Below are 26123 nucleotides of genomic sequence, written 5' to 3'. Positions count from 1 at the left end.
TAAGTAAATTTTTATAATGAAATAGTATTTTTAAGTTGTCTGTAGATAAGCTAATGGATAGGAATAAATAAAAATTAGTGTAATTAAGTTAGCTTTATTTTAAAAGGAGATGATTTGTCTATATAATACTGACGAAATCGTAATTATCAACGCCTGTTTATTATTATTTTGTTTTTATCGTCTCAACTGTCGCTGACTCTTGCCTATGATTTACTTGACTGTATCGGTCTTTACATTGCTCTCTATCCTCATGATGGTCATGCTTTTTGATCGGCAGCTATGTGGGCGACTATTAGATAAGGTAATGGTGTTTTTTCATCGATTGCCTAGCCTAAAATTCAAGCGTCCATCAATAAAGACACCAAAGAAGGTATTTCATTATCGTATCAAGCAGTTTATTCGTTTTATTTCGGATATAGATGTTTCTCGTATTCCAGTGATATCGGCATTGTCTTTTTTGATTGTCATGGCAACGGTTGGATTGTGTTATGCCCTGATTACCAATCATTCTCTGGAGGTTTATCATGCCAACGATACCGTGGCTAGCACGACAAATCTGCAAATCAGTCAACTACTCATAGGAGAGCGTCTGCGTCCGCCGTCGCCTCCGCCAGAGGAGCTGTTTGCTGAACTAGAAGCCGAGGTTGCAAGCTACCAAGCTGACAAGACAGAGGAAGGCTATTGGCCGGATAATCAGACAAATATACCTCAGATTGATAGACCACTAATGCTCCCTGAGCCTGATTTGTCTGACTTAAACACGCAAGATCATAGCACTGGCTATTCAGGTGACATGTTGGCTACACATCTAAACAACGGTCATATCAATATCAAAAATGCTGACCGTAATTGGCAAAAAATGAACTCGGATTTTGTTCAACGGCTGTTGACTGTGTATAAAGTAATGAGTGACCAATATGGCTATGACATGGTGCTGCTAGAAGGCTATCGTAGCCCTGCAAGGCAAGCAAGACTATTGAAAAAAGGCACTCATGTAACGAAGGCAGGATCATACAAGAGCTATCATCAGTTTGGTTTGGCGGGCGATAGCGCCTTTATTAGAAATGGTAAAATTGTCATAAGCGAAAAGGATCCTTGGGCAATGCGAGGCTATAAATTATATGGTAAAGTAGCCAAGTCTGCCGGACTTGTGTGGGGTGGTGATTGGCGCATGATGGATCTTGGGCATGTCGAGCTGCGCAAAAAAGGCGTGCTCGGTCGCCCAGAAATGGCTGAGATTTTGACCAGTCAATAATGATAATAAAAAGCTAAGGTAAACTGAAAGTATGAATAAATGTATGACATTGCCAGTATCATTAATCGCCGCCACTTGCTTGCTAAGTGGTGCGATCGCCGGATGCAGCACTGATAGATTGAGCAAGTCAAATGACAAGGTATCGGCATTGGCAGGCGAGCCTCCTACTATAGATGCCATGAGCCATATCGTTGATGATGGCAAAAATAGTGCTGATCTGCAAAGTCTAAAAGCACAGCTAGAGCTGCAGCAACAGCAGCTGGCGACCATGAGTGCTGAGCAGCAAGCATTGCAAGAAAAACTGAAGCGTCAGCAGATTACTCTAAATATCAAACCCACCACTAATGCCAATGCAGGGCGTACCAAAGTAGGCACAGCAAGTACTGCCTATATCGCATTTTTGGAGGAGGAGAGTCAGTTTACGGATATTGAAGCGCTAGCTGCCAAAGAAATCAGTATTATCCCAAATCGTGAGAGCAGTCTGACCGTGAACATTCCGCAAGACGCGCGCTTTATCGCTATTAAAGTGGGGCTGAGATATACCAAAAAACGTTCACAGTTTCTTATCCCACTTGCCAGTCTCAATTTTGATACGCCACTGGCGATCAATATTGGTGGATGCGATGTCAGCATTACTGAAGGTGTTGACCCAGCACTGGCACCTACATTTACCACCAAACTTAAATATTATCAGCAGCCACTAGTCAGCTGTTCTTAGGAGATTGTCTTGAGTAAACACAGGGTATTATGGGGAGAAGGGTTGTTTTTGCGACCCCAACATTTTCAGATTCAAGACACTTATCATGACTCGCAACGAGCTTTGAGTATGATGCTGGTGCATCCTTATGCTTATGGCGTATCTGATGTTCAGATTGATAAGCAACTTTTGGAAAGCAATTTACTAAGCTTTCAAAGTATTTATGCGGTATTGCCCGATGGTACGATATATCATGCGCCTCGTACTGACACCTTACCCAAAGCCATTACCTTAGATACCCAAGACAATGGCGATGAAATTTTCGTATTTTTGAGTTTAGAGATTGTCCATAGTGGCGGCAGCAATATACAGACGGATCGTAGTGACAATCCAGCACGCTATGTAAGGGGTGCTATTGAGGCACAAGACCTATATAGCCAAGCGGCTGAAGCAGTCATTGACGTGATTAAACTGTCGCCAAGTTTGCAATTAAGTCATTCTGCGCAAGCGCCTAGCCAAGATACCGTGTCCTTATTGGTAGCCAAGCTCGTGCGTACCACTCAAGGCGTCTATCAAGTCGATGATGATTATATCGTCCCAAGTGTGCATATTACGAGTAACCCTGCGCTTATTGGTCACGTATATCGTTTGATGACGATGATTAATACCAAGTCTACGTCGCTGTATGACCATCATCGTCAGTCAAACAATGACTTACTGGAGTTTCGCTCCTCGGATATTGCCTCTTTTTGGCTATTGCATACGCTAAATACCGCATACTCTCAGCTCAGTCATTTATATAATAATGCCAAACTACATCCAGAACGCCTTTATGAAGCATTATTAAATGTCGCCAGCCAATTGGCTACTTTTAGCTCATTATATAAGGTGGGCGACTTACCTTCTTATCATCACGATAATGCCAATGACTCATTTGTCAGTATCATTTTAATCATTCGTGAGCTACTCAATACTGTCATTGCCAGTAACTTTATCTCGATTCCATTACGTCAAAATAAGCCATCTTATTATACAGGCGAGCTAAGTAGTGACAAGATCACACGTGGCTCACAGCTGTATCTGTCTGTTAGCTCATCATTGCCGATGCACGAGCTCATCGATATCGTACCACGCCGATTTAAAATTGCGACGCCTGACTCAGTAGAGAAACGTGTGTTGTCAGCGCTGCCAGGCTCTTCTATTTCACATGTCAGCCAAGTACCCAGTGCGATACCAGTGAGACCAGGCTTTAGCTATTTCACCATCGAACCAGTAGGCGAGCTATATGACGAAATGCTCAAATCTGAATCTATCTGTATTTATGTGCCAAATGGCTTTGATGATTTAAAAATAGAGCTGATGGCTATCGTACAGTAGTTCTTTTTGTCTATAGAGGTGCTGAGGTTGCAAGATGAGTATGCACTAGGGCGCGCCCTCATTTTGAGGACACGCCCTCAATAGTATTTGAAATAATAAGCATTAGGAATAATCATGTCAGGGAATAATTCAATGGGTTCTGCACCTTCGTTGTTAGATTCAGGCGAGGTGGCTTCAAAGGTCTCAGCAACTGGTCTAGATAAGCGTATCAGTAGTCAGTCGCTGGTAGATATCATGTATGACGGCTTTTATTTGGTATTTTTATTGCGTAATCATTATTTCAGCACTGAGCCGCGACAGTTTCGTCAAAAAATATATGATTTTTTAGACAAGTTCGAGATGAATGCGCGCAAAAAAGGATTTCTTTCAGAAGATATCCATGAAGCTAAGTATGCGTATTGTGCGTTGATTGATGAGACCATCATGACCTCGCAAGAGCCCGAGTTTCAAACTCTCAAAGATGCTTGGGAGCTAAATCCTTTGCAGTTGGATTTATTTGGCTCACAAATTGCTGGTAATGAGTTCTTTGAGCGTTTAGATGGGCTACGCGAGCAAGGAGAGAGGCGTCTGCCTGCTCTGGAGGTCTATCACTATGCGATGCTACTTGGCTTTCAAGGGAAGTATCGTTTAGAAGCACCCGAGAAAATTCGTTATCTTATCTCACGCTTAGGGGATGAAATTGAGCATCTACGGGGTAATAAGAACGAGTTTTCGCCTTTTTGGGCGATACCCGACCAAATCAAACACACGCTCACGAGCGAAACGCCACTATGGGTCATACTTACGGTCATGGCAGTGTTGTTGACCGCGATATTTGCGACCATGTGGCAGTTTACCAATAGTTTCTCTAATGAGCAGCTGTCAGCATACGACAATGTGATTCAAGAAAACAAAGAGCAAGCTCATATCTCAATTTTCCTACCTTAATTATTTTCCTTACTTTAAATGCTAACTTCTTTAACAGTTTTTATTTCAGCTGCATACGTTGTGCTGAAATAAAAACTGTTAGGACAGCAAGGTAATGGTTGTTATATCGTTGGCTACTTATTTTTCTACTGAGCTTTATATAAGTTTCTTCATGCCAATAAAAATAGTAGCCATAAAAAAACCCTCATCAAAGAGATGAGGGTTTTGGCAAATGCCATAATTGAATCAAAAATAATTCAAGAAATTTACAACTAAAATGTGGCTCTCCAACCTGGGCTCGAACCAGGGACACACGGATTAACAGTCCGTTGCTCTACCAACTGAGCTATTGGAGAATAAGCTGCAAGTGTTTAAAACCTTACAACGAGCCTTAGAAGTCTCTAACGAGTTCTTGCTAAGTGGGGCGTATTCTAGCAAAAATAAAAAATACGTCAAGCCTTTTTTGCATAATTATCAAAGATAATTGTTTTAATAAGGGGATAAGGCATTTTTTGAGGTTTTTTGCCAAAAAAACTCCCAATCATGAGATAAATAAAAAAGACGCCACATAGATGATAGGTGGCGTCTTCGTTTATAAGCGCATGTTTAAGCACATACTTAAGCGTAGTAATTTTAAGACAGTGGCTGTTTATTTATCATTCAGCAATGTCTAGATCAGCAACCGCTTTTTCGATACGTGATAAGGCATCTTTTAGCGTTGCTTCATCAGTCGCGTAAGAGATGCGCATATAGCCACCAAGACCAAAGGCGTCACCAGGCACCACTGCGACGCCAACCTTCTCTAACAACCATGCTGAAAATTCAGTACATGACGACAGACCAGCGGCTTTGATGAGTGGTTTGATGTCAGGATATACGTAGAAAGCGCCATCAGGACGCAGGCAGGTAATACCTTTAATCGCGTTCAAACCATCAACGACTAGATCACAACGCTTTTCAAAGGCTTCTACCATCGGCGTGAGCACGCTTTGATCGCCACTGATAGCGGCTTCGGCAGCAACTTGGCTGATCGATGTTGGGCATGAGGTTGACTGTGATTGTACTTTTTTCATCGCCCCAATCAGCTTGGCAGGGCCACCAGCGTAACCAATACGCCAGCCAGTCATCGCATATGCTTTTGACACGCCATTTAAAATAATTGCCCGATCTTTTAGCTCAGGTGCGGCATTCAGAATATTGTAGAACTTATCGCCCGTCCAGCGGATGTGCTCATACATGTCATCTGAAACAACATAAACTTGTGGGTGCTTTTTCAGCACTTCAGCGATGGCTTTTAGCTCATCCAACGTATAAATCATACCGGTTGGGTTAGAGGGGCTGTTCAATACCAGCATTTTAGTTTTGTCAGTGATGGCGTCTTCTAATTGCTCAGCGGTGATTTTGAAATCTTGCTCAGCAGGGCATTTGACGATGACTGGCACACCTTCTGCAATGATGACCATGTCAGGATAGCTGACCCAGTAAGGTGCTGGAATGATGACTTCATCACCTGGATTGATAAAGGCTTGCGCAAGGTTAAAAAATGACTGTTTACCACCGACTGATACCAGGATTTCATTGGGCTCATAGCTGATGTTGTTATCACGTTTGAACTTCTCAATGATGGCTTTTTTGAGCTCTGGCGTACCATCGACAGCGGTGTATTTGGTAAAACCGTCATTAATGGCATCGATGGCTGCTTTTTTGATGTGCTCTGGCGTATCAAAATCAGGTTCACCCGCACCCAGACCGATAATGTCTTTACCAGCTGCTTTTAGCTCTTTGGCTTTATTGGTAATCGCTAGCGTAGGCGATGGCTTGATGTTGTTGACGCGGTCAGAGAGTTGCAATTCGCTCATGAGAGATCCTTTTTATAGTGGAGTGGGATTGGTGAAGCACTATCATTAATTGTATAACGTTTGAGATGTCATTAGGACACGATATCAGGCAGTTTCAAAAACTGTCGCAAGGGAAGTTGATTTTTGAAAATAAATAACCGTTAATAAAGACGAGCGCTTTTAACAGGTTGGATATTTTCATGATAAATACGCTGATTAATCAGCCCTTTAATGTAAAGCTATTTTTGATTTTTAGTATTGTAGCATGCCGTAATTAGGCTGTCTTATAAGGCTAGTAACATAAAACGACAGACCTAAGAGCAATCTTTCCAGTGCGCGAGGGTAGACAGGTTCAGTCAATTAAGAGACGCATTGATTGCGAAACCACAACAATAAATCGATAGCCGTGCGCTATGATTGTTTAGATTTAATAAATAAAATGGATGATACCTTAATAAAAAAAGGTTAATGCCATCAGCTGACTAAAGATGATAAGCAAGTATTTAGCACCTAAATGCATGGTGAATTTTGTACTATCAGCACACATAAAAGGACGTTTACGATGACTGACTCTACTAAGAAATTACATATACTTATTACTGGCGCGACGTCTGGTATTGGCAATCAATTGGCAAAAGACTATCTACTAGACGGTCATCATGTCTATGCCGTTGGTCGAGACGATAGGGCATTGGCTGAGCTTGAGTCACTAGGCGCAGAAACAGTTGACTTAGATCTCATGGATCGGGATAAAGTTATCGACGCTTTTGGAAAAATTGAAGAGGTTGATTTGGCGATTTGTGGCGCTGGCATGTGCGAATATTTGGACATGCCAAACTTCGATAGCGCCTTGTTTATGAAAGTGATGTCGGTAAATATGGGTACGTTGTCACATGCTATCGAAGGGATATTGCCAAAGCTAATCGCCTCAAAAGGTCGCTTGGTTGGCATTGGTTCAGCATCTGCTTATGTGCCATTTGCTCGTGCCGAAGCTTATGGCAGCTCAAAGGCTGCCATCCATTACCTAATGAAAACTTTGCAAATTAGCCTTGCACCGCATGATGTGTCAGTAAGCTTGGTCGTGCCTGGTTTTGTCGAGACACCAATGACTAAGCAAAACGATTTTCCCATGCCCTTTATCCAAACAACAGCGGAGGCAAGCAAAGCGATTCGTGATGGTATCGCGAGTGGTCACGATGTGATTGAATTTCCCAAAAAGCTCACTTTACCGCTAAAAGTATTGGGTACGTTACCAGATTTGGTGTGGCAGCAAGTCAGTGAAAAAATTAATAAAAAATAGCTTATATTGAAAAACGGCTAAAAACAAATTACTAAAAATATGGAAAGGAACGCATCAATGCTGTTTAACCGTCGTAAACGTAAGAATATAGAGACAGTCTCTCATGAAGCTAGCAGTCTCTCAAAACAGACGACTGACGCTCAAGCTAAAAAACGTATTGCTATCATTGGCTCAGGTGTATCAGGATTGACTTGCGCTCATTATCTGGTGGCGCAACATGAAGTGACAGTGTTCGAGGCTAATGATTATATCGGTGGGCATGTAAACACGATTGATGTGACCTTACAAAACGGCAAAAAAGCCAAGAGTGGCAAGACAGAAAGCAGTGCGATAGATACAGGGTTTATTGTTTTTAACGAACGTACTTACCCCAATTTTTTCCGGTTGCTACATGAGTTGCAAGTGCCGTTTCAAGCAACAGATATGAGCTTTTCTGTGAAAAACACGGCTCGTAAGTTTGAATACAACGGTCATACGCTCAATACTTTATTATCGCAGCGTAAGAATGTCTTTAATCCAAAGTTTTGGCAATTTATCAAAGATATTTTACAGTTCAATAAGCATATCAAGCAGCTACGCCAAGACTACGAAATGGCACGTGCTAACGGGCAAGATGTTAGCATTTTTACTGAGCAAACACTGGGCAGCTATCTCACAGAAAAAAGCTATGGCAAGCTGTTTATAGACAATTATTTTCTGCCAATGGTTTCTGCCATTTGGTCAACCAGTCTGCATGAAGTACAAGACTTCCCACTGGTGTTTTTTGCACAGTTCTTTGACAATCACGGCTTGCTCGATGTAGTTAATCGTCCGCAGTGGTTTACGATCAAAGGTGGCTCAAAACAGTACGTCAATAAGTTGATTCCACGCTTCATCAAAGCGGGCGGTAAGGTGAGAGTAAACAGTCCCGTACAGTCTGTGGTTCGCGATGGTGAGCAAGTATTATTGACGGTTAAAAATAAAAGTATTACTGATAGCAATATCGAAAGCTTAAACGAAAAATTGGTATTTGACGAAGTTATCTTTGCTTGTCATGCAGACACCGCACTCAAAATTTTAACAGACGCCAGTAAGGATGAACATGAGGTACTCAGTCATTTTCGCTTTACCAAAAATACCGCCGTACTGCATACCGATGTCAGTGTCCTACCGAACAAGCCATTGGCATGGGCCAGCTGGAATTATCTGATTGATGAGAATCTCGCAAATAAAACTGCGCGACAATCAGGACAATCAGCTACTGAAAACCATACTAAAAAAGCGCAAACATCAGCAAAACCAGTGCTGACTTATCACATGAATATTTTGCAACGCCTGACCAAAAAGCACAATTATTTGGTTACGCTGAATCCAGAAACCGTTCGTGAAAATGTTGATGATAAGCACGTCATTAAGCGCATCGATTATAGCCATCCTGTGTTTGATAAAGCGATGATTGAGGCGCAAAGCAGATGGTCGAGTATCTCTGGTAACGACATGCACACACATTTTTGCGGTGCCTATTGGTTTAATGGTTTTCATGAAGATGGCGTACGTAGTGGTCTACGTGTCTGTCAGGCGCTCGGTCATGATATTGCGATAAAGGACGAGGTTGATCCGACTCATCTGCCTGATGCCGAGAGCGCACATACGCCGTTTCGTTATAAAGACCTGCCGGTAAAGGCAGATAGCAAATTGCGCACACTTAATAAGCGTGAGGTGGTCACGGCGCTTACCAATCAGGAGCTGATTGAGTACATTGAACGTTTACAACCGACTGTTAAAAGTGATGAATCAAAGCGAAAGCGTCGCTTATTTGGCCGTCATAAAATGCAGTGATTTTGGCAGTGAGATTAACGAACACTATTGAAGAGAATGCTATGTCTATTGAAACCGGCACGCCTAATAAGCTGTTACCCCATCAGTTGTTCAATGGGACGACTTGGCACAGTCGGTTACTGCCAAGTGTGCATAAATTTGCGTACCCATACCGTTATTGGGGCATCAATATCAGCGCATTGGCTAAAGGGCTGGAGCTTCCTGAAGTAAGTACAGGTATTAGTAGCAAAAATAAGCTTTTAAAAAAGTTGCTTTCAAAAGGGCGACTGGTCAAAGGATTGTCATTATTTTCAGCAAATAAAAAAGCCTTGCAGCAGTTTTGTCCTGAGGATTATTTACAAGCTATTCCTTTACAAGAGTCAAATAGCCTAAGTAATTTATCAATTCATGATAATGATCGTTCAAATCCTATTCAAGCGCTCAATCATCGTTTAAACCAAGCGTTTATTGAGCAAGCGGGTAGTGCGCCAACAGGCGATATTATTGGGATGCTCATTTGCCGCAATGCGGGCATATATTTTAGTCCAGTCAATTTTTACTTAGGTTTCGATGAGCAGCAGATACCATCCCATTTATTGGCTGAAGTCTCTAATACACCGTGGGATAAGCGCCATTATTATGGGTTTACACTCAATGGCGGGAATACTGAATTTTGTCATAATAAAGATTTTCATGTCTCACCTTTTAACCCGATCGACCAGCTATATCGTTGGCAGGTTAAGGTAAAAAAGCAGCCGGATAATTGCTTGCAAGTTCGTATTGCTATCGATATCAGCGATGAGCGCGGTGAGGTATTAAAAACGGGTATAAAAATGGTTGGCGTTCTAATGACCGCCACAACGATTCGCAACAGCTTGCGAAAAAACCCGCTAATGAACATGACCTCTGTAACCCGTATTTATTGGCATGCTTTCAAGATTTATGCGATTAAAAAAGTGCCTTATATTCATTATGATGAAAAACTGGCCGATAGCCAACAGAACAAAGCACCGACTCAAAAAGATATTCTTTGATAGTTAAAGGGCTAACGATCAGCCAAAGAAATTTATCAGCTTAACGCTTAAGCATAGAGCATTTAAACAAGGATGAATATACGATGTCAGCACGACCAACCGACCGAGCACCCGTTTCGACATTAGGAAAATTGACCGCACAGATGAGTAAAGTCGTCAATGAGAGCGTCATTTTTCAGCCCGTCAGTACGGGAATGAATCAATTGGCAAGAAAACTCATCTTCCGCGCATTAGCGCATATCCAGTTTGGTAGTCTGACTATAGTCGAAGCATTCGATGAGCAAGCACCTAATACCGTTAGCTTTGGTAAAGTATCCGATAGTGTCGCGAGCAGTTCGGCAGTGGGCCGCCATTCACTACACGTTACCTTGATGATTCATGATCCTACTGTATATCGGCAGCTGTTGCTTGGCGGCTCTATTGCGCTAGCAGACAGCTATATCAATGGTGAGTGGGATACGGACGATTTGACCGGGCTGATTCGGTTGGCAGCGCGTAACTTGGCGGTGTTGAATAAATTAGAAAATCGCTTTGCAGGTGTGAGTAAGGCGTTTGAAAAAGCGAAGCATCGGCTACGTAGCAATGATCAGTCTGGTGCCAAGTCTAATATTTTAGCGCATTATGATTTGGGCAATGATATGTATCAGCGGTTTTTGGACGATACGATGATGTATTCAGCAGCAGTATATCGTACGCCTGATGTATCACTGAGCGCAGCACAGCAGCATAAACTGGCGCTCATTTGCCAGCGATTACAATTGACGCCTGATGATCATGTGATAGAAATTGGCACAGGGTGGGGCGGTTTTGCTATTTATGCCGCCACACATTATGGCTGTCACATAACGACGACGACCATCTCTGATGCCCAGTATGATGAGGCGCAGCGCCGAGTCGATGCGGCAGGACTGTCTGATAAAATTACCCTGCTGAAGCAAGACTATCGTGAGCTGACAGGGCAGTACGACAAGCTAGTCAGTATCGAGATGATTGAAGCCGTTGGGCACGAGTACTTACCGACGTTTTTTGCCAAATGTAATAGCTTGCTCAAACCCACAGGGCTGATGGTGCTGCAAGCGATCACCTTTAATGATCAAAACTACCAAGATTATGTTAATTCAGTCGATTTTATCCAAACGCACATTTTCCCTGGTGGTTGTTTGCTCTCCAATCAAGAGCTAAATACACAGTTTACGGAACAAACCGACATGGTCATCAAGCAGTTGCATGACTACGGTTTTGACTATGCTTATACACTGCGTGATTGGCGCACCGCTTTTATGCAGCAGCGCAATGAAATCAAAGCGCTTGGCTACGATGAGGCCTTTATACGCTTGTGGGATTTTTACTTTTGCTACTGTGAAGGTGGGTTTTTAGAGCGCACCATCGGCGTGGTACAGTTGACCGCAGTGAAGCCTGACAATATTGATGTGATGCATTTCTCTGATTTGTCTTCTCATGACACTCTCACCGATGAGCAAAGCAGCCGCCTGATTCACGATATTATGAATTCTAATGAAAGCGGTAATGTTAACAGTGATGGCCAAGACGCCTCCAAACGAAATATAGCGTCTTAACAAGTTGAGTTTCAACAGGTAGTGTCTTAACAAGCGATGATGGAAACAAGCAGTTATGGAAACAAGCTGGGATTAAAAAACGCTAATTAAAAGGATGTGGTTATGGGTTATGTATTTATATATCTGGCTGCTGTGCTTATATTTTTGGGTATTGACGCAGTTTGGCTCAAGACTATGACTGGCTTATTTTACGAAAAGCGTATCGGGCATCTGCTTTCCGATGAGCCAAACATGATTGCTGCTGGCGTGTTCTATATGTTTTATCTACTGGCTCTCTGTGTCTTGATTTTATATCCACAAATCAAAGCAGGCGCTTCGATTGGTCATATATTCTTGCTTGGTAGCTTAATAGGGCTGATGGCTTACGGTACTTATGACTTTACCAGTTTAGCGTTGTACAAAGGCTTTACACTGGATACAGCGTTGGTTGATTTTGCTTGGGGCGGTATCTTGACAGGTTCAGTGAGCGCCATTGTTGCTTGGCTTGCTTATCGTTTTCATTGGTTGAGCTAAAGTTAAATAGCTTAAGGTTTACATAACCTAGACCATTCAATGACAGAGTGCTGTTTGTGCTCTCTTGTGAGCTGCTGTATAAATGATACTTACTATCAACACGCCCTAAATCATTCAAGGATTTTTATGCCGCAATACAATACCAGCTCGACTGCCAAAAAAGCCCCGTTAAATCATGAGCTATATATGTCGATACTTATGACGCCTGATATGGCGAATTTTATTGGCAATGTGCATGGTGGTGATTTGCTTAAAATGCTTGATCAAGTCGCTTACGCTTGCGCCAGTCGCTATAGCGGCAATTATGTGGTGACGCTGTCTGTCGACCAAGTGATGTTTCGTGAGCCTATATATGTTGGCGAATTGGTCACCTTTGCGGCAAGTGTTAATTATGTGGGGAATACTTCGATGGAGGTCGGCATTCGCGTCGAAGCAGAAGACGTTCGAGCCCGTACTGTACGCCATACCAATAGCTGCTATTTTACGATGGTCGCTATCGATGATAATGGCAAGCCCACACCTGCGCCGCCACTTGATATCAAAAATCCCATGCAGCAATGCCGCGCTGATGCCGCACTAGAGCGTAAAAACCTGCGTCTGGAAAGCTCACATCGACCCAGTTGTGATATCGGGGATATGGTTGGTGAGCTGGCTAATTCTCATGATCGTTAAGACAAATAGACCCTGCATAGTCAGTTAAACGGCTCTCAATATATGGTCTATTGATCTGGTTAAATATGTAAATATCTGCGTTCAAAAAGCCTATATCGAGATTATTATGAGCTTAAAACCATCGGAAGCCGAGTCACACACTCCTATTTCTCATCAGTCAGCGCCGCGTAGTAGCCGTGCTAGGGGTGCTGGCACGCTCATTACAGACGCCACTTCTGATGGTAATTCTCACTCTGTATTAGACGGTTCTGCTAAGTCGACAACCAATAAAGACCAGCAGCATTCCGCTTCATTGGTAACGGTATTAATTGCCGTTGGAGCCAACATTATCATTGCGATTGCCAAAACGGTTGCAGCATTTATGACGGGCTCTGCTTCTATGATCGCAGAGTCAGCGCATTCGTGGGCAGATGCAGGTAACGGTACTTTATTAATTGTCGCTGAGAAAAAGGCGATCAAACCTGCTGATGAAAGCCATCCCCTTGGCTATGGCAAAGAAGCTTATGTCTGGTCGATGATAGCCGCTTTTGGTGTCTTTATGGCAGGTTCGATTGTCTCCATTTATACCGGTATCACCGAGTGGAATGCTGCGGAAAGCGAGACCAACTATACCATCGGTTTTATTGTATTGGCGATTGCGTTTGTGCTCGAAGGGTTTTCGTTAGGGCAAGCTTACTTACAAAGCAAAAAGCATGGTGAAGCGATAAATGTCAGCGCCATTGGCTATGTGGTCGATACGTCAAACCCAACTTTACGTGGTGTATTCTTTGAAGACTTGGCAGCTGTCATTGGCTTGGTTGTCGCTGCTGCTGCCATGGGTATGCATGCTTATACGGGACAGCCGTTTTGGGATGCGCTCGGCTCTATCATTGTCGGAATATTATTAGGTGCGGTAGCCATTTTTTTAATTAGCCGTAACCGTGACTTTTTGGTCGGTTATAAAGTATCAGAGAGGATACATGGCTATGCATTGACCGAGTTACTCAATCATCCAGATATCGATAGTGTGTCGTACTTACATTTGGAGTGGGTGGGACCCAAAAAGATATTTATGGTGGCAGCAGTCGATATCGCTGGCAATCAAAAAGAAAAAGAGATTGCCCAAAAATTCGAAATTATTGAAAGTCAGTTCCGTGCCAATCCTTTATTTCAGGAAGCTATCCTGACATTATCTGTACCCAATGCTAAAACTTTGAACTTACCCAATAGTTATAATCAAGATGCCTGATAAAGAGAAACTAACATGAAACTAAGTCTTCAGTCTGCTATAGAGAGCCCTGTTGGGCGTTTAATCATGGTTCGCTCATTAAGTATGGTCGTTGTCACTATTAGCGCAGTAGCCAGTCTGACTCAAGCACAGGCTGAGCTGGTAATTCATAATGAGCCTGCTCAACAGCAAAGCGTAAGTATCAATAGAATAAGTGCGAATAGCGCTTCTATTAACAATACCGCTTTTATGAATAATAATATCTCCCCAACAGATACGTCTATCGTTAAGCTGATGGAAGTGATGCACATTGATGAGCAAATAGAATCTATCGTTAACGGGCAACAAGCGGCTATTAATGCCATCAACGTACAAACGCAAAATCGTACTGAGTCAGTAGGTGATGGTAAACTAAATAAACGTCAACAGGCGCTACAAGAGCAGATTCAAAAAGTGCTGGGTCAATATGCCAAGATAATGACCAATGGTATAGGCAATGCTATTGACAAGCAGACGTTGACGCAAGCATATATTAACGCGGCAAAAACTTACTATACGCAAGCGGAAGTTGATGCTCAAATTGATTTTTATGATACGATGATGGGTCAAAGTATCTTGTCGAAACAGCCACAGATTACAGCGGCATTTCTAAAGCAATCTTTGCCTGACGATACCAGTGAGACAGAGGCGCAGCTGGATGAGCTTTTACCGCAGATGCAACAAATAATCCAAGGTGTTTTTTAACTGACAGCTAATAACTGATAATTTAGCTATTTTAAAGCCCGTTTCTGAGCGCGAATCTTAAAGTTATTACACATAAATTAGTATACACAAAAAAGGTCACTATAAAAGTGACCTTTTTTGCTGATATGGACTATCTTATGGATATACCTGTTTTATTGGTATAACAGGTTTAGGTACAAAGATATTATTTCTTTGGCGCGTTGGCACCGATGAACCATGCATCTTTATCGACAGTACGGCTTATTTCCGTTAATAGGTCAGCGGTGTCTTCGTCACCCGCGTCACCAGCAGTATTAATCCCTTCACGCAATGATGCCGCAATGGTCTTATAACGATTGGTAAGCTCACGAACATGCTGGTCGACTTCAGTGATATCAGTAGGGTAAGTCTCGAGGATAGAGTCCTCAACGACGCGTTTAGAGATACCATTGGCTTTACCGCCAAGGATAACAATACGCTCAGCAACCGTATCATAAGCTTCAGTTAAGCGACCGTAAGTATCATCTAATAACTGATGAACACCGATAAAGCCAGTACCTTGCAAATTCCAATGACATTGCTTACTGTCCATACTCAAATCAATGAGATTCGCTAGATTAGCGTTCAATAAGTCGATCATTTTCTTTGCGGTTGCGTCATCTATTCCACTTGCGTAACGTTCTCTCATGTTCTACTCCGTTATGTGTATTATTTTAATGAAAATCTCATTTGTTGTTATTGGTATCTTACTAATGAACTACTTGTTGATTGATTCGTTATAAATAATAGCAGCTTAAATGAAGATTGAAAGCCTCAAGCGTTAGGCTTTATTAGGTGGTCGTGTAATGAGTTTGTTAATCATGAAAAGCTTTGTAAATTTAGCGGATGCTGTGTGCGTTTTTTATAACGAAGGTACTATTTATTCGTTATAAATAGGGCGTGTGAGGTCATATCTAGATGCTAATATTGTAAGAGAAGATGACAAGATAAAACCCTTGATTACCTTTAAAAACCCTAGCTTAGACCCCACATTGTTATAAACCTTCAGAAGAAGAAAGCCATTATGCGAATGCCTGAACCGCGCTCGTCGCGTCAGTTAAACCAATTGGCCACTCAGCTCCAAGGCGAAGCTGAAATTAGTGGTGTCAATGCGTCTGGGACGCAAATATCAAGTCGTGCTTTTGAGATGGTTACTGAATTTGAGCCAGCAGGCGATCAACCGCAAGCGATTGAAAAGCTCGTCAACGGTATCAATTCTGGTATGGATGAGCAGTTACTACTCGGTGTAACGGGCTCGGGTAAGACATATACCATGGCAAAGGTCATCTCTGAGACGCAGCGTCCAACCATTATTATGGCGCATAACAAAACGCTTGCCGCGCAGTTATATGGTGAGTTTAAGTCATTTTTTCCAAACAATGCTGTTGAGTATTTCGTCAGTTATTATGACTACTATCAGCCGGAAGCCTATGTCGCGGCGAGTGATACCTTTATCGAAAAAGACAGCGCTATTAATGACCATATTGATCAGATGCGTCTGTCAGCGACGCGAGCACTCCTAGAGCGCCGTGATGCAATTATCGTCGCCTCGGTATCGTGCATTTATGGTTTGGGTGATCCAGAAAGCTATCTAAAAATGCTCTTGCATGTGGTCGTTGGCGACAAAATTGATCGCACTGCTACCATCAAACGTCTTGTTGAAATGCAATATACGCGTAATGAGCTAGACTTTGGGCGCGGTACGTATCGGTTGCGTGGCGAGCTGCTAGATATTTATCCTGCTGAGTCTGAGCAGCTGGCGGTACGTGTGCATTTATTTGATAATGAAGTAGAGAAAATTACTTGGTTTGATCCATTGACAGGTAAGACGGTACGTAGCGTGCCGCGTATTACTATTTATCCAAAATCGCACTATGTGACGCCGCGTAATAAACTAGAAGCTGCCAGTCATACCATCCGTGCTGAGCTTGAGCCACGTTTAGAGTATTTCCGTGACAATAATAAACTGATTGAAGCACAGCGTCTTGAAGAGCGTACTCAGTATGATCTTGAGATGATTCAGCAGCTCGGCTACTGTAACGGCATCGAAAACTATTCACAGCATCTGTCTGGTCGTCCATCAGGAGAAGCGCCGCCGACGTTGTTTGACTATATTCCAGAAGATGCGCTACTGTTCCTTGATGAGTCGCATGTGACGGTTTCGCAGATTGGCGCGATGTATAAAGGCGATAGATCGCGTAAAGAGAACTTGGTTAATTATGGTTTTAGATTGCCAAGTGCGATGAATAACCGCCCGATGAAGTTTGAAGAGTGGGAGCGTATCAAGCCTAAGACTATTTATGTGAGTGCTACGCCTGCATTGTATGAGCTTGAGCACAGCGAGCAAGTCGTTGAGCAAGTCGTGCGTCCAACGGGTTTGATTGACCCTGAGATTGAAATTCGTCCTGTATTGACGCAGGTTGATGACGTACTATCAGAGATTACCAAACGCCGCGAAAAAGACGAGCGTGTACTGATTACCACTTTGACTAAGCGTATGTCAGAGGACTTGACCAGTTATCTAAAAGAATACGATGTCAAAGTCGCTTATCTGCATTCAGATATTGATACTGTCGAGCGTATGCAAATCATTCATGAGCTACGGACTGGCGTGCATGACGTACTGGTCGGTATTAACCTATTGCGTGAGGGTTTGGATATGCCAGAGGTATCGCTAGTAGCGATATTCGATGCTGATAAAGAAGGCTTTTTGCGTTCTGAGCGTGCCTTGATTCAGACCATTGGACGAGCCGCGCGTCACATCAATGGTAAGGCTATCCTTTATGCTGATCGTATTACCAACAGTATGCAAAAGGCGATAGACGAGACCGATCGTCGCCGTGAAAAACAAGTCGCTTTTAACCTTGAGCACAACATCACACCAAAAGGGGCACGTCGCAGTATTACTGATAAAATCGATACGGGTGACGATCAGAATGCCAATGACAATCAAGTGATTCCTATCAAGAGTAATTTGCCTGATGTAGATATCAGCATTTTACGCAGTCCTGATTTACTGGCGAAAGAAATCAACCGTCTTGAGAAACTGATGAAGCAGATGTCGCGTGATTTGAAGTTTGAAGATGCTGCAAAAACGCGTGATAAAGTGCTAGAGTTAAAAGCGCATTTGATCTAATAGGTTATTTGAACTGCCGTTAATATCAGTTTGTATTTAATAAAAGGGTGAGTTGCTAACGGTGCAGCTTACCTTTTTTATGGTCTTCTTATCAGCAAAACAACCTCGCCTTTGTTCGATATTATTAATAACTAATAATTGGTTATATCAAAACTTGTGTTTATACTAAATGCCCCTTAATATGATATCAATGAGCAATATGAACTTATAACAACGGACGTTGAGGCATATAATCCATCATGCAAAATAATAAATTCTTAGAATTAAATGCGAATGAAAACTCACTAGGCATGGCAGATTCTGCCAAACAAGCCATTATAGAGTCTTTAGGTGAGGGCTTTCGTTATCCAGATAATCCACGCGCGGCGCTCATTAGCAAAATTTCCACCATCCATGGTGTGGCAGAAAACCAAATCTCCTTAGGCAATGGCTCGACTGAAAATATTCGAGCTACCTTACAAATGTTGCAAAACAAAGCATTAAAAGAGGGCAAGCAGTTTCAAATGGTGATTCCTGTGCCAACGTTTGATTGTGCAGAGATGTATGCAAATTCCATTGGCGTGCCTGTGGTCAAGATACCACTAACCGCTGAAAACTATGATTATGATTTTGATGAATTACAAAAAGCAGCTGACGATTTTGATGGCATCAGCCTACTTTATATTTGCAATCCGAACAATCCAACGGGCATCATTACATCAACGTCAAAGCTTAAGACTTGGGTAAGTAATGCACCAGATAACCATTACTTCTTGCTAGATCAAGCTTACTTGGAGTATGTGTCAGATCCAAGCTTTGAGAGCGGTATTGAGTGGGTGAAACAAGGGTTATCCGACAATCTTATTGTTATCCATACTTTCTCAAAGCTATGTGCCTTAGCAGGTATGCGAGTGGGCTACGCAGTTTCTAACCCGCAAGCTATTGAGAGTGTCGAAGCTTTTATGTCTATGGACAACACCAACTTGTCAGGTGCGGTTGCTGCTATTGCGACGTTAAATGATGCCAAGTTTTTAGCGCTCAGCTTACGCAATACCAATCAGTCGCGCCAGATGATTGAGACAGTGTTAGATGACCTTAGATTGCGTTATTTACCTTCACAGACCAACTTTATTTTTCATGAAATAAAAGGTGATTTAAAGACTTATATCGATAGAATGCGTGACCATGGCATCAAGGTTGGTCGCGAGTTTCCACCTATTACAGGCTTCAATCGCTTGACGCTTGGCACGCCTGATGAGATGGCAGAATTTATTAAAGTATTAAAGCTGTTCCGTGAAAAAGGCTGGGTCTAAGTAGTACATTAGAAAACTGCTAATTTGAAATATCGATAAACTAACAAGACTAGGGCGTGTCCTCAATCCAATCGATTACTTGCTAAATGGGCTAAAAATGGCTAAAAATGGCTAAATTTTGCCAAACATCGTCAAATAGCTTCTTAATATCTTGATATTATTTGCGCTACTTTCCTTGTTTAACGGCAATTTATCTCATGTTTATCACCATTTTTAAAATGAGGACACGCCCTAGTATTAGCAAAGTGATTTGCCTATAGGGTGGCTCTTTTTTATTTAACGGATACTATCAATAAGTGAGCATCTCACTCATAACAGCTGCTAACGAGTTTCATCGCTCAGAGTGCTTGTAATCAGGGTAAATGCCACTTACCATAACCATTATTATCCGAATGCATCTCACCATCCATATATAAACCTTACTAAATAATCAGAGTAGCAAAAAGACGAGCACAAGTGCTACGTCCGCTGGCTGAGCGAGTTTGACATTGTTCATCGCATATTTGGTATGGGTATCAATTAGGCGTATTACTATTGTGCTTACCAATCCATTAATAGAATTAAACTCTAACGAAAACTCATTGGGCATGGCAAACTCTGCCAAAAAAGCGGTTATCGATGCTTTAGATATCGGCTTTCGTTATCCAGATGGCCAGCGTGCAGCCTTAATCACTAAAGTTGCGAAAATTAATGACGTGACTGAAAGTCAAATATCTCTAGGCAGCGGCTCCAGTGAGAATATCCGCACCGTCGTACAAATGCTGCAAAACAAAGCGTTAAGAGAAGGCAGAAATTTTCAAGTAATTGTGCCGCACCCAACCTTTGCTTATGCGGAACTATATGCAACCTCTATCAATGTGCCCGTGGTAAAAGTAGCACTGATGCCTGAAAGCTATTCTTTTGATTTACAAAATATGCAAAAAGTGGCTGATAATTTTGATGGTATAAGCTTGTTTTATCTCTGCAATCCCAACAATCCAACAGCGACGATTACTGACACAGATGAGTTAAAATCGTGGGTAGGAACGGCACCAGACCATCATTATTTCTTGCTAGATGAAGCCTACTCAGAATATGTCATTGACCCAAGTTTTGAGAGTGGGATTGCGTGGATAAGAGAGCAGCGCTCAGACAATATTATCGTGGTTCGGACTTTCTCCAAACTGTGTGCGCTAGCAGGTATGCGTGTCGGCTATGCAGTTGCCAGTCCGCAAATGATCACTGAGCTAGAGGCGTTTATCTCAGTGGATAATACCAATCTGTCTGGTGCTGTCGCCGCGATAGCAACCTTGGATGATGAGGCGTTTTTGGCGTTGAGTTTGCATACTGCCAATCAATCGCGTCAGCTGGTTGAGCAGACGTTGGATGAGCTTGGACTACGCTACTTACCATCACAAGCCAGCTTTATATTCCACGAAATCAAGGGCGATGTACAAACCTATATCGATAGAATGTGCGACCATGGCATCGCTGTTGGTCGCGAGTTTGCGCCTATCATTGGCTTTAATCGTTTGACGCTTGGCAGACCTGATGAGATGGCAGTGTTTGTTGAGGTGTTGAAATCGTTTCGTGAGAAAGGCTGGGTGTGATTAAGCCAGATAGAGTAGTTCCATCATTAAAAAAGGGGACACGCCCTAGTGCACAGCTTCCCTTTTTTATTGCAATAGGATAAAGGAGCTACAGCTAACATTTTATTTTTACCAACATCAAACGCAGTTTTACATATCCTGTCTTAAAAAATATCACGTCATCTTATAGTATTGATTCATAAAGCACGAACAAACAAGCAGCAGATTACATGCTGGACAGTGGCTGTAAAATCAGGCGTGCTAACGTATATTATAATTTTAAGGTCAGGGATATATCCATGTTTGATATCAAATCATTTTTTAAGAGAGAAGTAGAAAAAAAACTCATCAATGTAGATGATTATATTTTTATGCCTGAGCGAGTAGAGATGGAGCTGGAGGGCGGAGTATTAAATTGTGTACTCAACAGTGATGGTCGAGTCGATATTTTTTATAGTAAGCAAGGCGTGACAGAGGTCGGCTCGGCATCACGTAAGCATCCCTTTACGGCATTCGAAACTGAACTATATCATGGCGTTTATGATGACGTTATTAATGATTTGATCAAAGAAGTAGATAAGATTATTGATAGCTCTTCTAAGTATTTTAGCCGCAGTAAAATACTGCCTTTCACAGCAGCTTTGTCACAGAATCCAGTTGACAAAAACAAGTTCTAAGCCAAGTTAATAAGATAAGTAGATGGTACGAAGACTTAGCAATAAAAAGGGTGCGTTATTTATAACGCACCCTTTTTATGGTCTTATTTTATTGTCTTAAAACTTAAATGTTGTGCAACCATATCTACTATAAATCAGTAGATATATCATATTTTATTTCATAAAACTGGTATAGCAACTTTGTAGAGATTTTGCGACGACTTTCGTGACCAGCTGTGTGCGATATTGTGAATCGATAGCAGCATTGCCCAATTCAACGAGTGTCACTTGCTGCGGCGCTTGCTCACTGACGCAGCCACAAACATTACTTTTTACAGCTTCTTGTTGTGTGTCGGTCATAGCCACGCTAGCCACACGCCAAGCAGTTTGCTTTTCAATCTGACTGCGGCATTGGTTATCAATCGCTGATTTAAAGACATTCATACCAATCTCATTGGCAGTACCGATAGCAGTACCTGCGTTATTATTCATGCCACCAGTCGTTGTGCATCCAGATAGAGCGAGGGTAGCGAGCATAGCCGTTGATATTAAGATTTTTTTCATGGGTCTGATCCTTTAAGATTTTTATTGGTTTTAAGGTTTATGCTTAATAGAAACGGGCATTTTGTACGAGTTGATGTTTGCTAATTGACATGTATTTTCTCCAAGCAGGTCGTATATTATCAGCAAAACTTATCAATAACACCACCAACTATTATTAGTATTGAATAAAGCTTTTTTTATCAAAGCTTGACGTTATCAATCCAGCCACGCATAAGGGTGATAATATGCATAGGCTTTATAACCAATATAGCCGATAATCATCAATAAACCACCGACGATAAATAACCAAGTGGTGAGGTGTTTGCATGAAAAAGCATCAAAATTGTCATTGAACGCCGCAGAAATACTGGCGATGAAAAAAATTATGCAACCTAGTAGCAGTAGCAGTGTTGACGTGAGCTCATAACTATCTACGCTAAAGTGCAGCATACAAGAATCCATGAATAAAATTTATCTTACTTTAACGAGTTCATTAACTGAGAGAGGTGAAATATTCATGAAGTATTGCTATATTTGGGTAGCGTATTTATTATTTTCTATTGTAAATACTATTTAGCTTAATAGCATTCTGCGCAAAGCAGCCGATTCAAACCCATATATACGTAACTCAGCACAAAAAAACCAGCTAAGGTAATGGCTCTTAGCTGGTTTTATTTTATAAAGTTAATGACAGTTTTTTAACTGTTTTAGACATTTTTACCGTGTTGCTTTTGCTGAATGTCTTTTGCGAGTTTGTAGCACTCATTGATGTGGTCATTGGCGATTTTTTTGAAAATCATATAGCCCATTGTAGCAGCAACCATTTGACCTCCTAGTGGAATGAATTTCGTTACTTGCTTGGCAGCGATACGACCACCAAAGCCTTGTACGGTCTTTTTAACAATACCACGTGTCGCCATCAACCCTGCAAAATCGACAGTACGATCTTTTAATGCGCCCCAATGAATGGCTCGTGATTCTAAATCAACTGCCGCCTTACGGTCTTCAAGTAAGCCAAATCGTTCGCTAATGTCAGGTAATAGTTGAGTAAGCATACCTGCGTCTACTGCGACATCAAAAAATGGTACAGGAACGATGGCAACACCAGCAGAATATTTGGCGCGTTTTTTGACCAACTTTTGACATTCCTTTTTTACTTGTTCAAGATCCAAGCTAGGGTCAATGGTATTTGGTAGTTTTTCAGCCAGTGGTGTGGTTTTCATAAAGCATCCTTATAAATAGTTAAAATAAAAAATCAAATCTCAATAGATAGCAAGTATCTCAGTTGCTTACCATTTTATGGATTTCTGAGCGGCATACAATCATTGCTTTGTAGCAAAATGCAGAAAAATGCAGTCGCTATACACCGTTTTTGTAAATGAAATATTATGCATATTATATGCATAGAGTATGAATTATTTGCTCTATGCTAGTATTAAAATATGGCTTATCACAATGTACTGCAACAAAAAACGGTAAACCAAGCCGCCAAAAATTGTCATTGTGACCCTCTGCCAAAGCCAGTAGAATATGCACATGCTAAATTTAACCCCCCGTTATACCAGCACTCGCATCGACGAGTTGCCCGCCGCGCTGCAACCACTTGCCGCCCAATCATTGACGCTTGCCCGCTTATACGCAGGTCGCGGCATTACTCGACCTGATGAGCTAGAGACGCAACTCTCTGCGCTATTGCCAGCCGAAATGCTACATGGTGTCACCGAAGCAGTGCGTCTATTAGACGTCGCCATCGATGACGATCAGCGCATCCTTATCGTGGGTGATTTTGACTGTGATGGTGCGACCAGCACCGCATTAATGATGCGCGCGCTTACAAAAATGGGCGCAGTCGTTGACTTTTTAGTGCCCGACCGTTTTAAGTACGGCTATGGTTTGACACCAGAAATTGTCGAATTGGGTATTGAGAAGTATCATCCTGAGGTGATAGTGACCGTCGATAACGGTATCTCAAGCCATGAAGGCGTGGCTCGTGCGCAAGCCGATGGCATCACCGTGATTATTACTGATCATCATTTGACGACTAAAGAAACACCGCCTGCGGAGGCTGTGGTTAATCCCAATCAGCTCGATTGTCACTTTAGCAGTAAAGCGCTCGTAGGAGTGGGCGTGGCATTTTATGTGCTTGGACGCTTAGCCAAGCTGCGCCGCGAAGCTGGTAAATCTACCGTGCAAGTGAGTCAATATTTGGATTTGGTGGCATTAGGGACGATTGCCGACGTTGGAGTGCTTGATAAAAACAATCGCATTTTAGTGCATCATGGACTGGCGGCTATCCGCCAAGGGCGCTGCTCGCTCGGTATCTTGGCACTCCTTGAACAAGCAGGGCGAGATCCTAAGCAGTTGCAGGCGCAGGATTTTGGGTTTGTCTTAGGACCTCGTATCAACGCCGCTGGTCGTATGGACAATATGCGCATCGGTATTGAGTGTTTGTTGACCGAGGACTGGAGTACGGCGCAGCGTTTGGCGCAAGAGCTTGAGCAGTTAAACCGGACACGTCGGCAGGTAGAAGGTGAGATGCGCGCGCAAGCGGATAGCATCGTACAGACATTAGCCGCTTCGGATACAGACATGGACGATGAGGCTACGGCGGATAACCATGAAAGCGGCGATATTATTGTTCAAAATAGATCTGAGAAAAAGACGAATAATAACCATAAACGCAGTATCGTTTTATACCAAGATGATTGGCATCAAGGCGTCATTGGTATCGTCGCTGGACGGTTAAAAGAAAGTCATTATTTGCCAAGTATCGTTTTTGCACCCGCGAATACAGAGCGTACCGGTGACGATGACCCTATCAAAGGCTCGGCGCGTTCTATCGCTGGCGTGCACATTCGTGATGCGATTGAGCAGGTTGCCGAGCGCTATCCTGATTTAATCAGTCATTTTGGTGGTCATGCGATGGCAGCAGGCTTAACGATCAAACGCCGTAACTTTGATGGGTTTGTTATGGCTTTTAATGACGTCATGGCACAGATGGATAATGAGGTGTTTGCAGAGCAAAAATTTACTGATGGCGCGTTGCAGGCGAGTGACTTTAGCTTGTGGTTTGCTGACCACTTAGCTGATGCTAATATTTGGGGTCATGGCTTTGCACCGCCAATATTTGATGGGGTCTTTGAAGTTTTAAGCTTTAAGATATTAAAAGACAAGCACCTTAAACTGTCGCTGCGTTACCCTGATGTGCAATATCCGATTGAAGCAATTTATTTTAATTTTGATAGCGAGATATGGGATTATCGTGCAGAAAAAGTGCATGTATTATTTCAGCTAGACATCAACGAGTGGAACGGCAAACAAAGTCTACAGTTGATGGTAAGGGATTTAGCAGTGGTACAGGAATGATGGCATTATCTTATTATAAGATACTTAATAAGTAGCAAATATAGCGTCGACTTTGTTTAAGGTTGACGCTTTTTTAGTATTTCCATTCGATGATTGGAAATTGCCAGCCATAACGAATGGCGAGCATGCGTAAGGTAAAAATCGTACTCATAGTAGCGATGTCAGCAATCCAAGCTGTCACACCCAGATTGTGTAGTGCGAAATAGAGGATGCCGCCAGCCAAGGCTGCCGAAATATAAATCTCTTGCTGCAACACCAGCGGAATCTCATTGCAGATCATATCGCGGATGATACCGCCGACAATGATGGTAATCACCCCAAGTAATAATGCCACGGGCACATTTGCACCCATACTATCGGCAACCTTGATACCGATTAAGGTAAAAACTGACAGTCCAATAGTATCTGAGAGTTTGAGGAACTTATTAACGCGTTTAGAGTTGGGATGAAAGAATATTTGCATCACTAATGAAGAGATGGTGATAACAGTCAGGTAGCTCATATAGTCAGTCTTTTATAAATAAGATACAATACTTTTAAAATAAGCGACACGGCAGAAGAATACATGACCTATTCAGCAGACTTTCGAGCGCAAGTGATCAAAAGTGTCCAAAACAAAGACATGAG

Annotated in this window: 23 protein-coding genes and 1 tRNA gene; 17 read left to right on the top strand and 7 right to left on the bottom strand. The window is 42.3% G+C overall.

The annotated features are described in order from the left end of the window. The first annotated feature begins 205 nt into the window (after positions 1–205). The 4 genes from JMW94_RS11460 to icmH all read left to right on the top strand — a co-directional run bounded on the left by JMW94_RS11460 (position 206) and on the right by icmH (position 4256). Positions 206–1255 carry a M15 family metallopeptidase gene (locus JMW94_RS11460; protein WP_227685495.1) on the top strand — a complete coding sequence of 350 codons (1050 nt, stop codon included), beginning with the start codon at positions 206–208 and terminating at the stop codon, positions 1253–1255. A gap of 31 nt (positions 1256–1286) precedes the next feature. Next, positions 1287–1973 carry a hypothetical protein gene (locus tag JMW94_RS11455; RefSeq protein ID WP_201604496.1) on the top strand — a complete coding sequence of 229 codons (687 nt, stop codon included), beginning with the start codon at positions 1287–1289 and terminating at the stop codon, positions 1971–1973. 9 nt (positions 1974–1982) lie between these two features. Then, positions 1983–3329 (top strand): type VI secretion system baseplate subunit TssK, encoded by a 1347-nt coding sequence (tssK, locus tag JMW94_RS11450; protein WP_201604495.1) that lies wholly within the window; start codon positions 1983–1985, stop codon positions 3327–3329. A 114-nt stretch (positions 3330–3443) separates the two neighbouring features. After that, positions 3444–4256, top strand: coding sequence for a type IVB secretion system protein IcmH/DotU (icmH, locus tag JMW94_RS11445; protein WP_060491495.1), 813 nt, complete (start codon positions 3444–3446; stop codon positions 4254–4256). 259 nt (positions 4257–4515) lie between these two features. Here icmH and JMW94_RS11440 read toward each other — a convergent pair. Next, positions 4516–4591 (bottom strand) — tRNA-Asn (locus JMW94_RS11440). A gap of 300 nt (positions 4592–4891) precedes the next feature. After that, complete coding sequence (locus JMW94_RS11435) at positions 4892–6094, bottom strand: pyridoxal phosphate-dependent aminotransferase (RefSeq protein WP_201604494.1); 1203 nt, start codon at positions 6092–6094, stop codon at positions 4892–4894. A 541-nt stretch (positions 6095–6635) separates the two neighbouring features. Here JMW94_RS11435 and JMW94_RS11430 point away from each other — a divergent pair. The 8 genes from JMW94_RS11430 to JMW94_RS11395 all read left to right on the top strand — a co-directional run bounded on the left by JMW94_RS11430 (position 6636) and on the right by JMW94_RS11395 (position 14917). Next, a complete protein-coding gene (locus tag JMW94_RS11430; protein WP_201604493.1) occupies positions 6636–7373 on the top strand; it encodes an SDR family NAD(P)-dependent oxidoreductase in 738 nt (245 codons plus the stop codon). A 57-nt stretch (positions 7374–7430) separates the two neighbouring features. After that, positions 7431–9191, top strand: a complete 1761-nt coding sequence (locus tag JMW94_RS11425) for an NAD(P)/FAD-dependent oxidoreductase (RefSeq protein ID WP_201604492.1) — start codon at positions 7431–7433, stop codon at positions 9189–9191. A gap of 41 nt (positions 9192–9232) precedes the next feature. Then, positions 9233–10204 carry a DUF1365 domain-containing protein gene (locus JMW94_RS11420; RefSeq protein WP_201604491.1) on the top strand — a complete coding sequence of 324 codons (972 nt, stop codon included), beginning with the start codon at positions 9233–9235 and terminating at the stop codon, positions 10202–10204. Positions 10205–10287: 83 nt separating this feature from the next. Next, on the top strand, positions 10288–11781 hold the full coding sequence (locus tag JMW94_RS11415; protein WP_201604490.1) for an SAM-dependent methyltransferase: 1494 nt from the start codon (positions 10288–10290) through the stop codon (positions 11779–11781). Positions 11782–11883: 102 nt separating this feature from the next. Next, positions 11884–12294 (top strand): DUF2177 family protein, encoded by a 411-nt coding sequence (locus tag JMW94_RS11410; protein ID WP_201604489.1) that lies wholly within the window; start codon positions 11884–11886, stop codon positions 12292–12294. A gap of 126 nt (positions 12295–12420) precedes the next feature. Next, on the top strand, positions 12421–12966 hold the full coding sequence (locus tag JMW94_RS11405) for an acyl-CoA thioesterase (RefSeq protein ID WP_055123836.1): 546 nt from the start codon (positions 12421–12423) through the stop codon (positions 12964–12966). Between the two features lie 106 nt (positions 12967–13072). Beyond that, positions 13073–14194 carry a cation diffusion facilitator family transporter gene (locus JMW94_RS11400; protein WP_201604488.1) on the top strand — a complete coding sequence of 374 codons (1122 nt, stop codon included), beginning with the start codon at positions 13073–13075 and terminating at the stop codon, positions 14192–14194. A gap of 15 nt (positions 14195–14209) precedes the next feature. Further along, entirely contained in the window at positions 14210–14917 is a 708-nt protein-coding gene (locus tag JMW94_RS11395; protein WP_201604487.1) for a DUF2059 domain-containing protein, read from the top strand. Positions 14918–15101: 184 nt separating this feature from the next. On the opposite strand, the gene dps is transcribed toward JMW94_RS11395, so the two are convergent. Then, on the bottom strand, positions 15102–15584 hold the full coding sequence (dps, locus tag JMW94_RS11390; protein WP_060491486.1) for a DNA starvation/stationary phase protection protein Dps: 483 nt from the start codon (positions 15582–15584) through the stop codon (positions 15102–15104). A 375-nt stretch (positions 15585–15959) separates the two neighbouring features. On the opposite strand from dps, the gene uvrB reads away from it, so the two are divergent. From uvrB to JMW94_RS11370, 4 genes are all read left to right on the top strand, one after another. After that, positions 15960–18071: an excinuclease ABC subunit UvrB gene (uvrB, locus tag JMW94_RS11385; protein ID WP_201604486.1), complete on the top strand. Its 2112-nt coding sequence runs from the start codon at positions 15960–15962 to the stop codon at positions 18069–18071. Between the two features lie 239 nt (positions 18072–18310). Then, a complete protein-coding gene (locus tag JMW94_RS11380; RefSeq protein ID WP_201604485.1) occupies positions 18311–19363 on the top strand; it encodes a pyridoxal phosphate-dependent aminotransferase in 1053 nt (350 codons plus the stop codon). Between the two features lie 536 nt (positions 19364–19899). After that, a complete protein-coding gene (locus JMW94_RS11375; RefSeq protein ID WP_227685494.1) occupies positions 19900–20952 on the top strand; it encodes a pyridoxal phosphate-dependent aminotransferase in 1053 nt (350 codons plus the stop codon). A gap of 278 nt (positions 20953–21230) precedes the next feature. After that, positions 21231–21608 carry a hypothetical protein gene (locus JMW94_RS11370; protein ID WP_087815765.1) on the top strand — a complete coding sequence of 126 codons (378 nt, stop codon included), beginning with the start codon at positions 21231–21233 and terminating at the stop codon, positions 21606–21608. A gap of 153 nt (positions 21609–21761) precedes the next feature. Here the strand turns inward: JMW94_RS11370 and JMW94_RS11365 are convergent, their stop codons facing one another. The 3 genes from JMW94_RS11365 to JMW94_RS11355 form a co-directional block, all read right to left on the bottom strand. Continuing rightward, the gene (locus JMW94_RS11365) at positions 21762–22151 is read right to left on the bottom strand and encodes a hypothetical protein (RefSeq protein ID WP_045451282.1); all 390 of its coding nucleotides are present in this window, start codon (positions 22149–22151) and stop codon (positions 21762–21764) included. Positions 22152–22346: 195 nt separating this feature from the next. Then, positions 22347–22580, bottom strand: coding sequence for a hypothetical protein (locus JMW94_RS11360; protein ID WP_201604484.1), 234 nt, complete (start codon positions 22578–22580; stop codon positions 22347–22349). Positions 22581–22837: 257 nt separating this feature from the next. Continuing rightward, positions 22838–23353, bottom strand: a complete 516-nt coding sequence (locus JMW94_RS11355; RefSeq protein WP_055123847.1) for a hypothetical protein — start codon at positions 23351–23353, stop codon at positions 22838–22840. A 313-nt stretch (positions 23354–23666) separates the two neighbouring features. On the opposite strand from JMW94_RS11355, the gene recJ reads away from it, so the two are divergent. Continuing rightward, positions 23667–25496 carry a single-stranded-DNA-specific exonuclease RecJ gene (gene recJ, locus JMW94_RS11350; RefSeq protein ID WP_201604483.1) on the top strand — a complete coding sequence of 610 codons (1830 nt, stop codon included), beginning with the start codon at positions 23667–23669 and terminating at the stop codon, positions 25494–25496. A 73-nt stretch (positions 25497–25569) separates the two neighbouring features. Here the strand turns inward: recJ and JMW94_RS11345 are convergent, their stop codons facing one another. Continuing rightward, a complete protein-coding gene (locus JMW94_RS11345) occupies positions 25570–25998 on the bottom strand; it encodes a trimeric intracellular cation channel family protein (RefSeq protein WP_227685493.1) in 429 nt (142 codons plus the stop codon). Positions 25999–26123 lie beyond the last annotated feature (125 nt).

It is taken from the genome of Psychrobacter immobilis, assembly GCF_904846185.1.
In the GTDB taxonomy this organism is placed as follows: Bacteria; Pseudomonadota; Gammaproteobacteria; order Pseudomonadales; family Moraxellaceae; genus Psychrobacter; species Psychrobacter immobilis_B.
Note: the sequence above shows the minus strand (reverse complement) of the source record. Positions and strands in the feature narration are given on the sequence as shown.

Excerpts from the sequence above, each read along its gene's own strand:
- JMW94_RS11415 (WP_201604490.1), top strand. The coding sequence starts at position 10,288 with ATGTCAGCACGACCAACCGACCGAGCACCCGTTTCGACATTAGGAAAA.
- uvrB (WP_201604486.1), top strand. The coding sequence starts at position 15,960 with ATGCGAATGCCTGAACCGCGCTCGTCGCGTCAGTTAAACCAATTGGCC.
- JMW94_RS11365 (WP_045451282.1), bottom strand. The coding sequence starts at position 22,151 with ATGAAAAAAATCTTAATATCAACGGCTATGCTCGCTACCCTCGCTCTA.
- JMW94_RS11360 (WP_201604484.1), bottom strand. The coding sequence starts at position 22,580 with ATGCTGCACTTTAGCGTAGATAGTTATGAGCTCACGTCAACACTGCTA.
- JMW94_RS11380 (WP_201604485.1), top strand. The coding sequence starts at position 18,311 with ATGCAAAATAATAAATTCTTAGAATTAAATGCGAATGAAAACTCACTA.
- icmH (WP_060491495.1), top strand. The coding sequence starts at position 3,444 with ATGTCAGGGAATAATTCAATGGGTTCTGCACCTTCGTTGTTAGATTCA.
- JMW94_RS11355 (WP_055123847.1), bottom strand. The coding sequence starts at position 23,353 with ATGAAAACCACACCACTGGCTGAAAAACTACCAAATACCATTGACCCT.
- JMW94_RS11400 (WP_201604488.1), top strand. The coding sequence starts at position 13,073 with ATGAGCTTAAAACCATCGGAAGCCGAGTCACACACTCCTATTTCTCAT.
- JMW94_RS11345 (WP_227685493.1), bottom strand. The coding sequence starts at position 25,998 with ATGAGCTACCTGACTGTTATCACCATCTCTTCATTAGTGATGCAAATA.
- JMW94_RS11410 (WP_201604489.1), top strand. The coding sequence starts at position 11,884 with ATGGGTTATGTATTTATATATCTGGCTGCTGTGCTTATATTTTTGGGT.
- JMW94_RS11370 (WP_087815765.1), top strand. The coding sequence starts at position 21,231 with ATGTTTGATATCAAATCATTTTTTAAGAGAGAAGTAGAAAAAAAACTC.
- JMW94_RS11420 (WP_201604491.1), top strand. The coding sequence starts at position 9,233 with ATGTCTATTGAAACCGGCACGCCTAATAAGCTGTTACCCCATCAGTTG.
- JMW94_RS11455 (WP_201604496.1), top strand. The coding sequence starts at position 1,287 with ATGAATAAATGTATGACATTGCCAGTATCATTAATCGCCGCCACTTGC.
- JMW94_RS11405 (WP_055123836.1), top strand. The coding sequence starts at position 12,421 with ATGCCGCAATACAATACCAGCTCGACTGCCAAAAAAGCCCCGTTAAAT.
- JMW94_RS11430 (WP_201604493.1), top strand. The coding sequence starts at position 6,636 with ATGACTGACTCTACTAAGAAATTACATATACTTATTACTGGCGCGACG.
- JMW94_RS11460 (WP_227685495.1), top strand. The coding sequence starts at position 206 with ATGATTTACTTGACTGTATCGGTCTTTACATTGCTCTCTATCCTCATG.
- JMW94_RS11435 (WP_201604494.1), bottom strand. The coding sequence starts at position 6,094 with ATGAGCGAATTGCAACTCTCTGACCGCGTCAACAACATCAAGCCATCG.
- JMW94_RS11395 (WP_201604487.1), top strand. The coding sequence starts at position 14,210 with ATGAAACTAAGTCTTCAGTCTGCTATAGAGAGCCCTGTTGGGCGTTTA.
- JMW94_RS11425 (WP_201604492.1), top strand. The coding sequence starts at position 7,431 with ATGCTGTTTAACCGTCGTAAACGTAAGAATATAGAGACAGTCTCTCAT.
- recJ (WP_201604483.1), top strand. The coding sequence starts at position 23,667 with ATGCTAAATTTAACCCCCCGTTATACCAGCACTCGCATCGACGAGTTG.
- dps (WP_060491486.1), bottom strand. The coding sequence starts at position 15,584 with ATGAGAGAACGTTACGCAAGTGGAATAGATGACGCAACCGCAAAGAAA.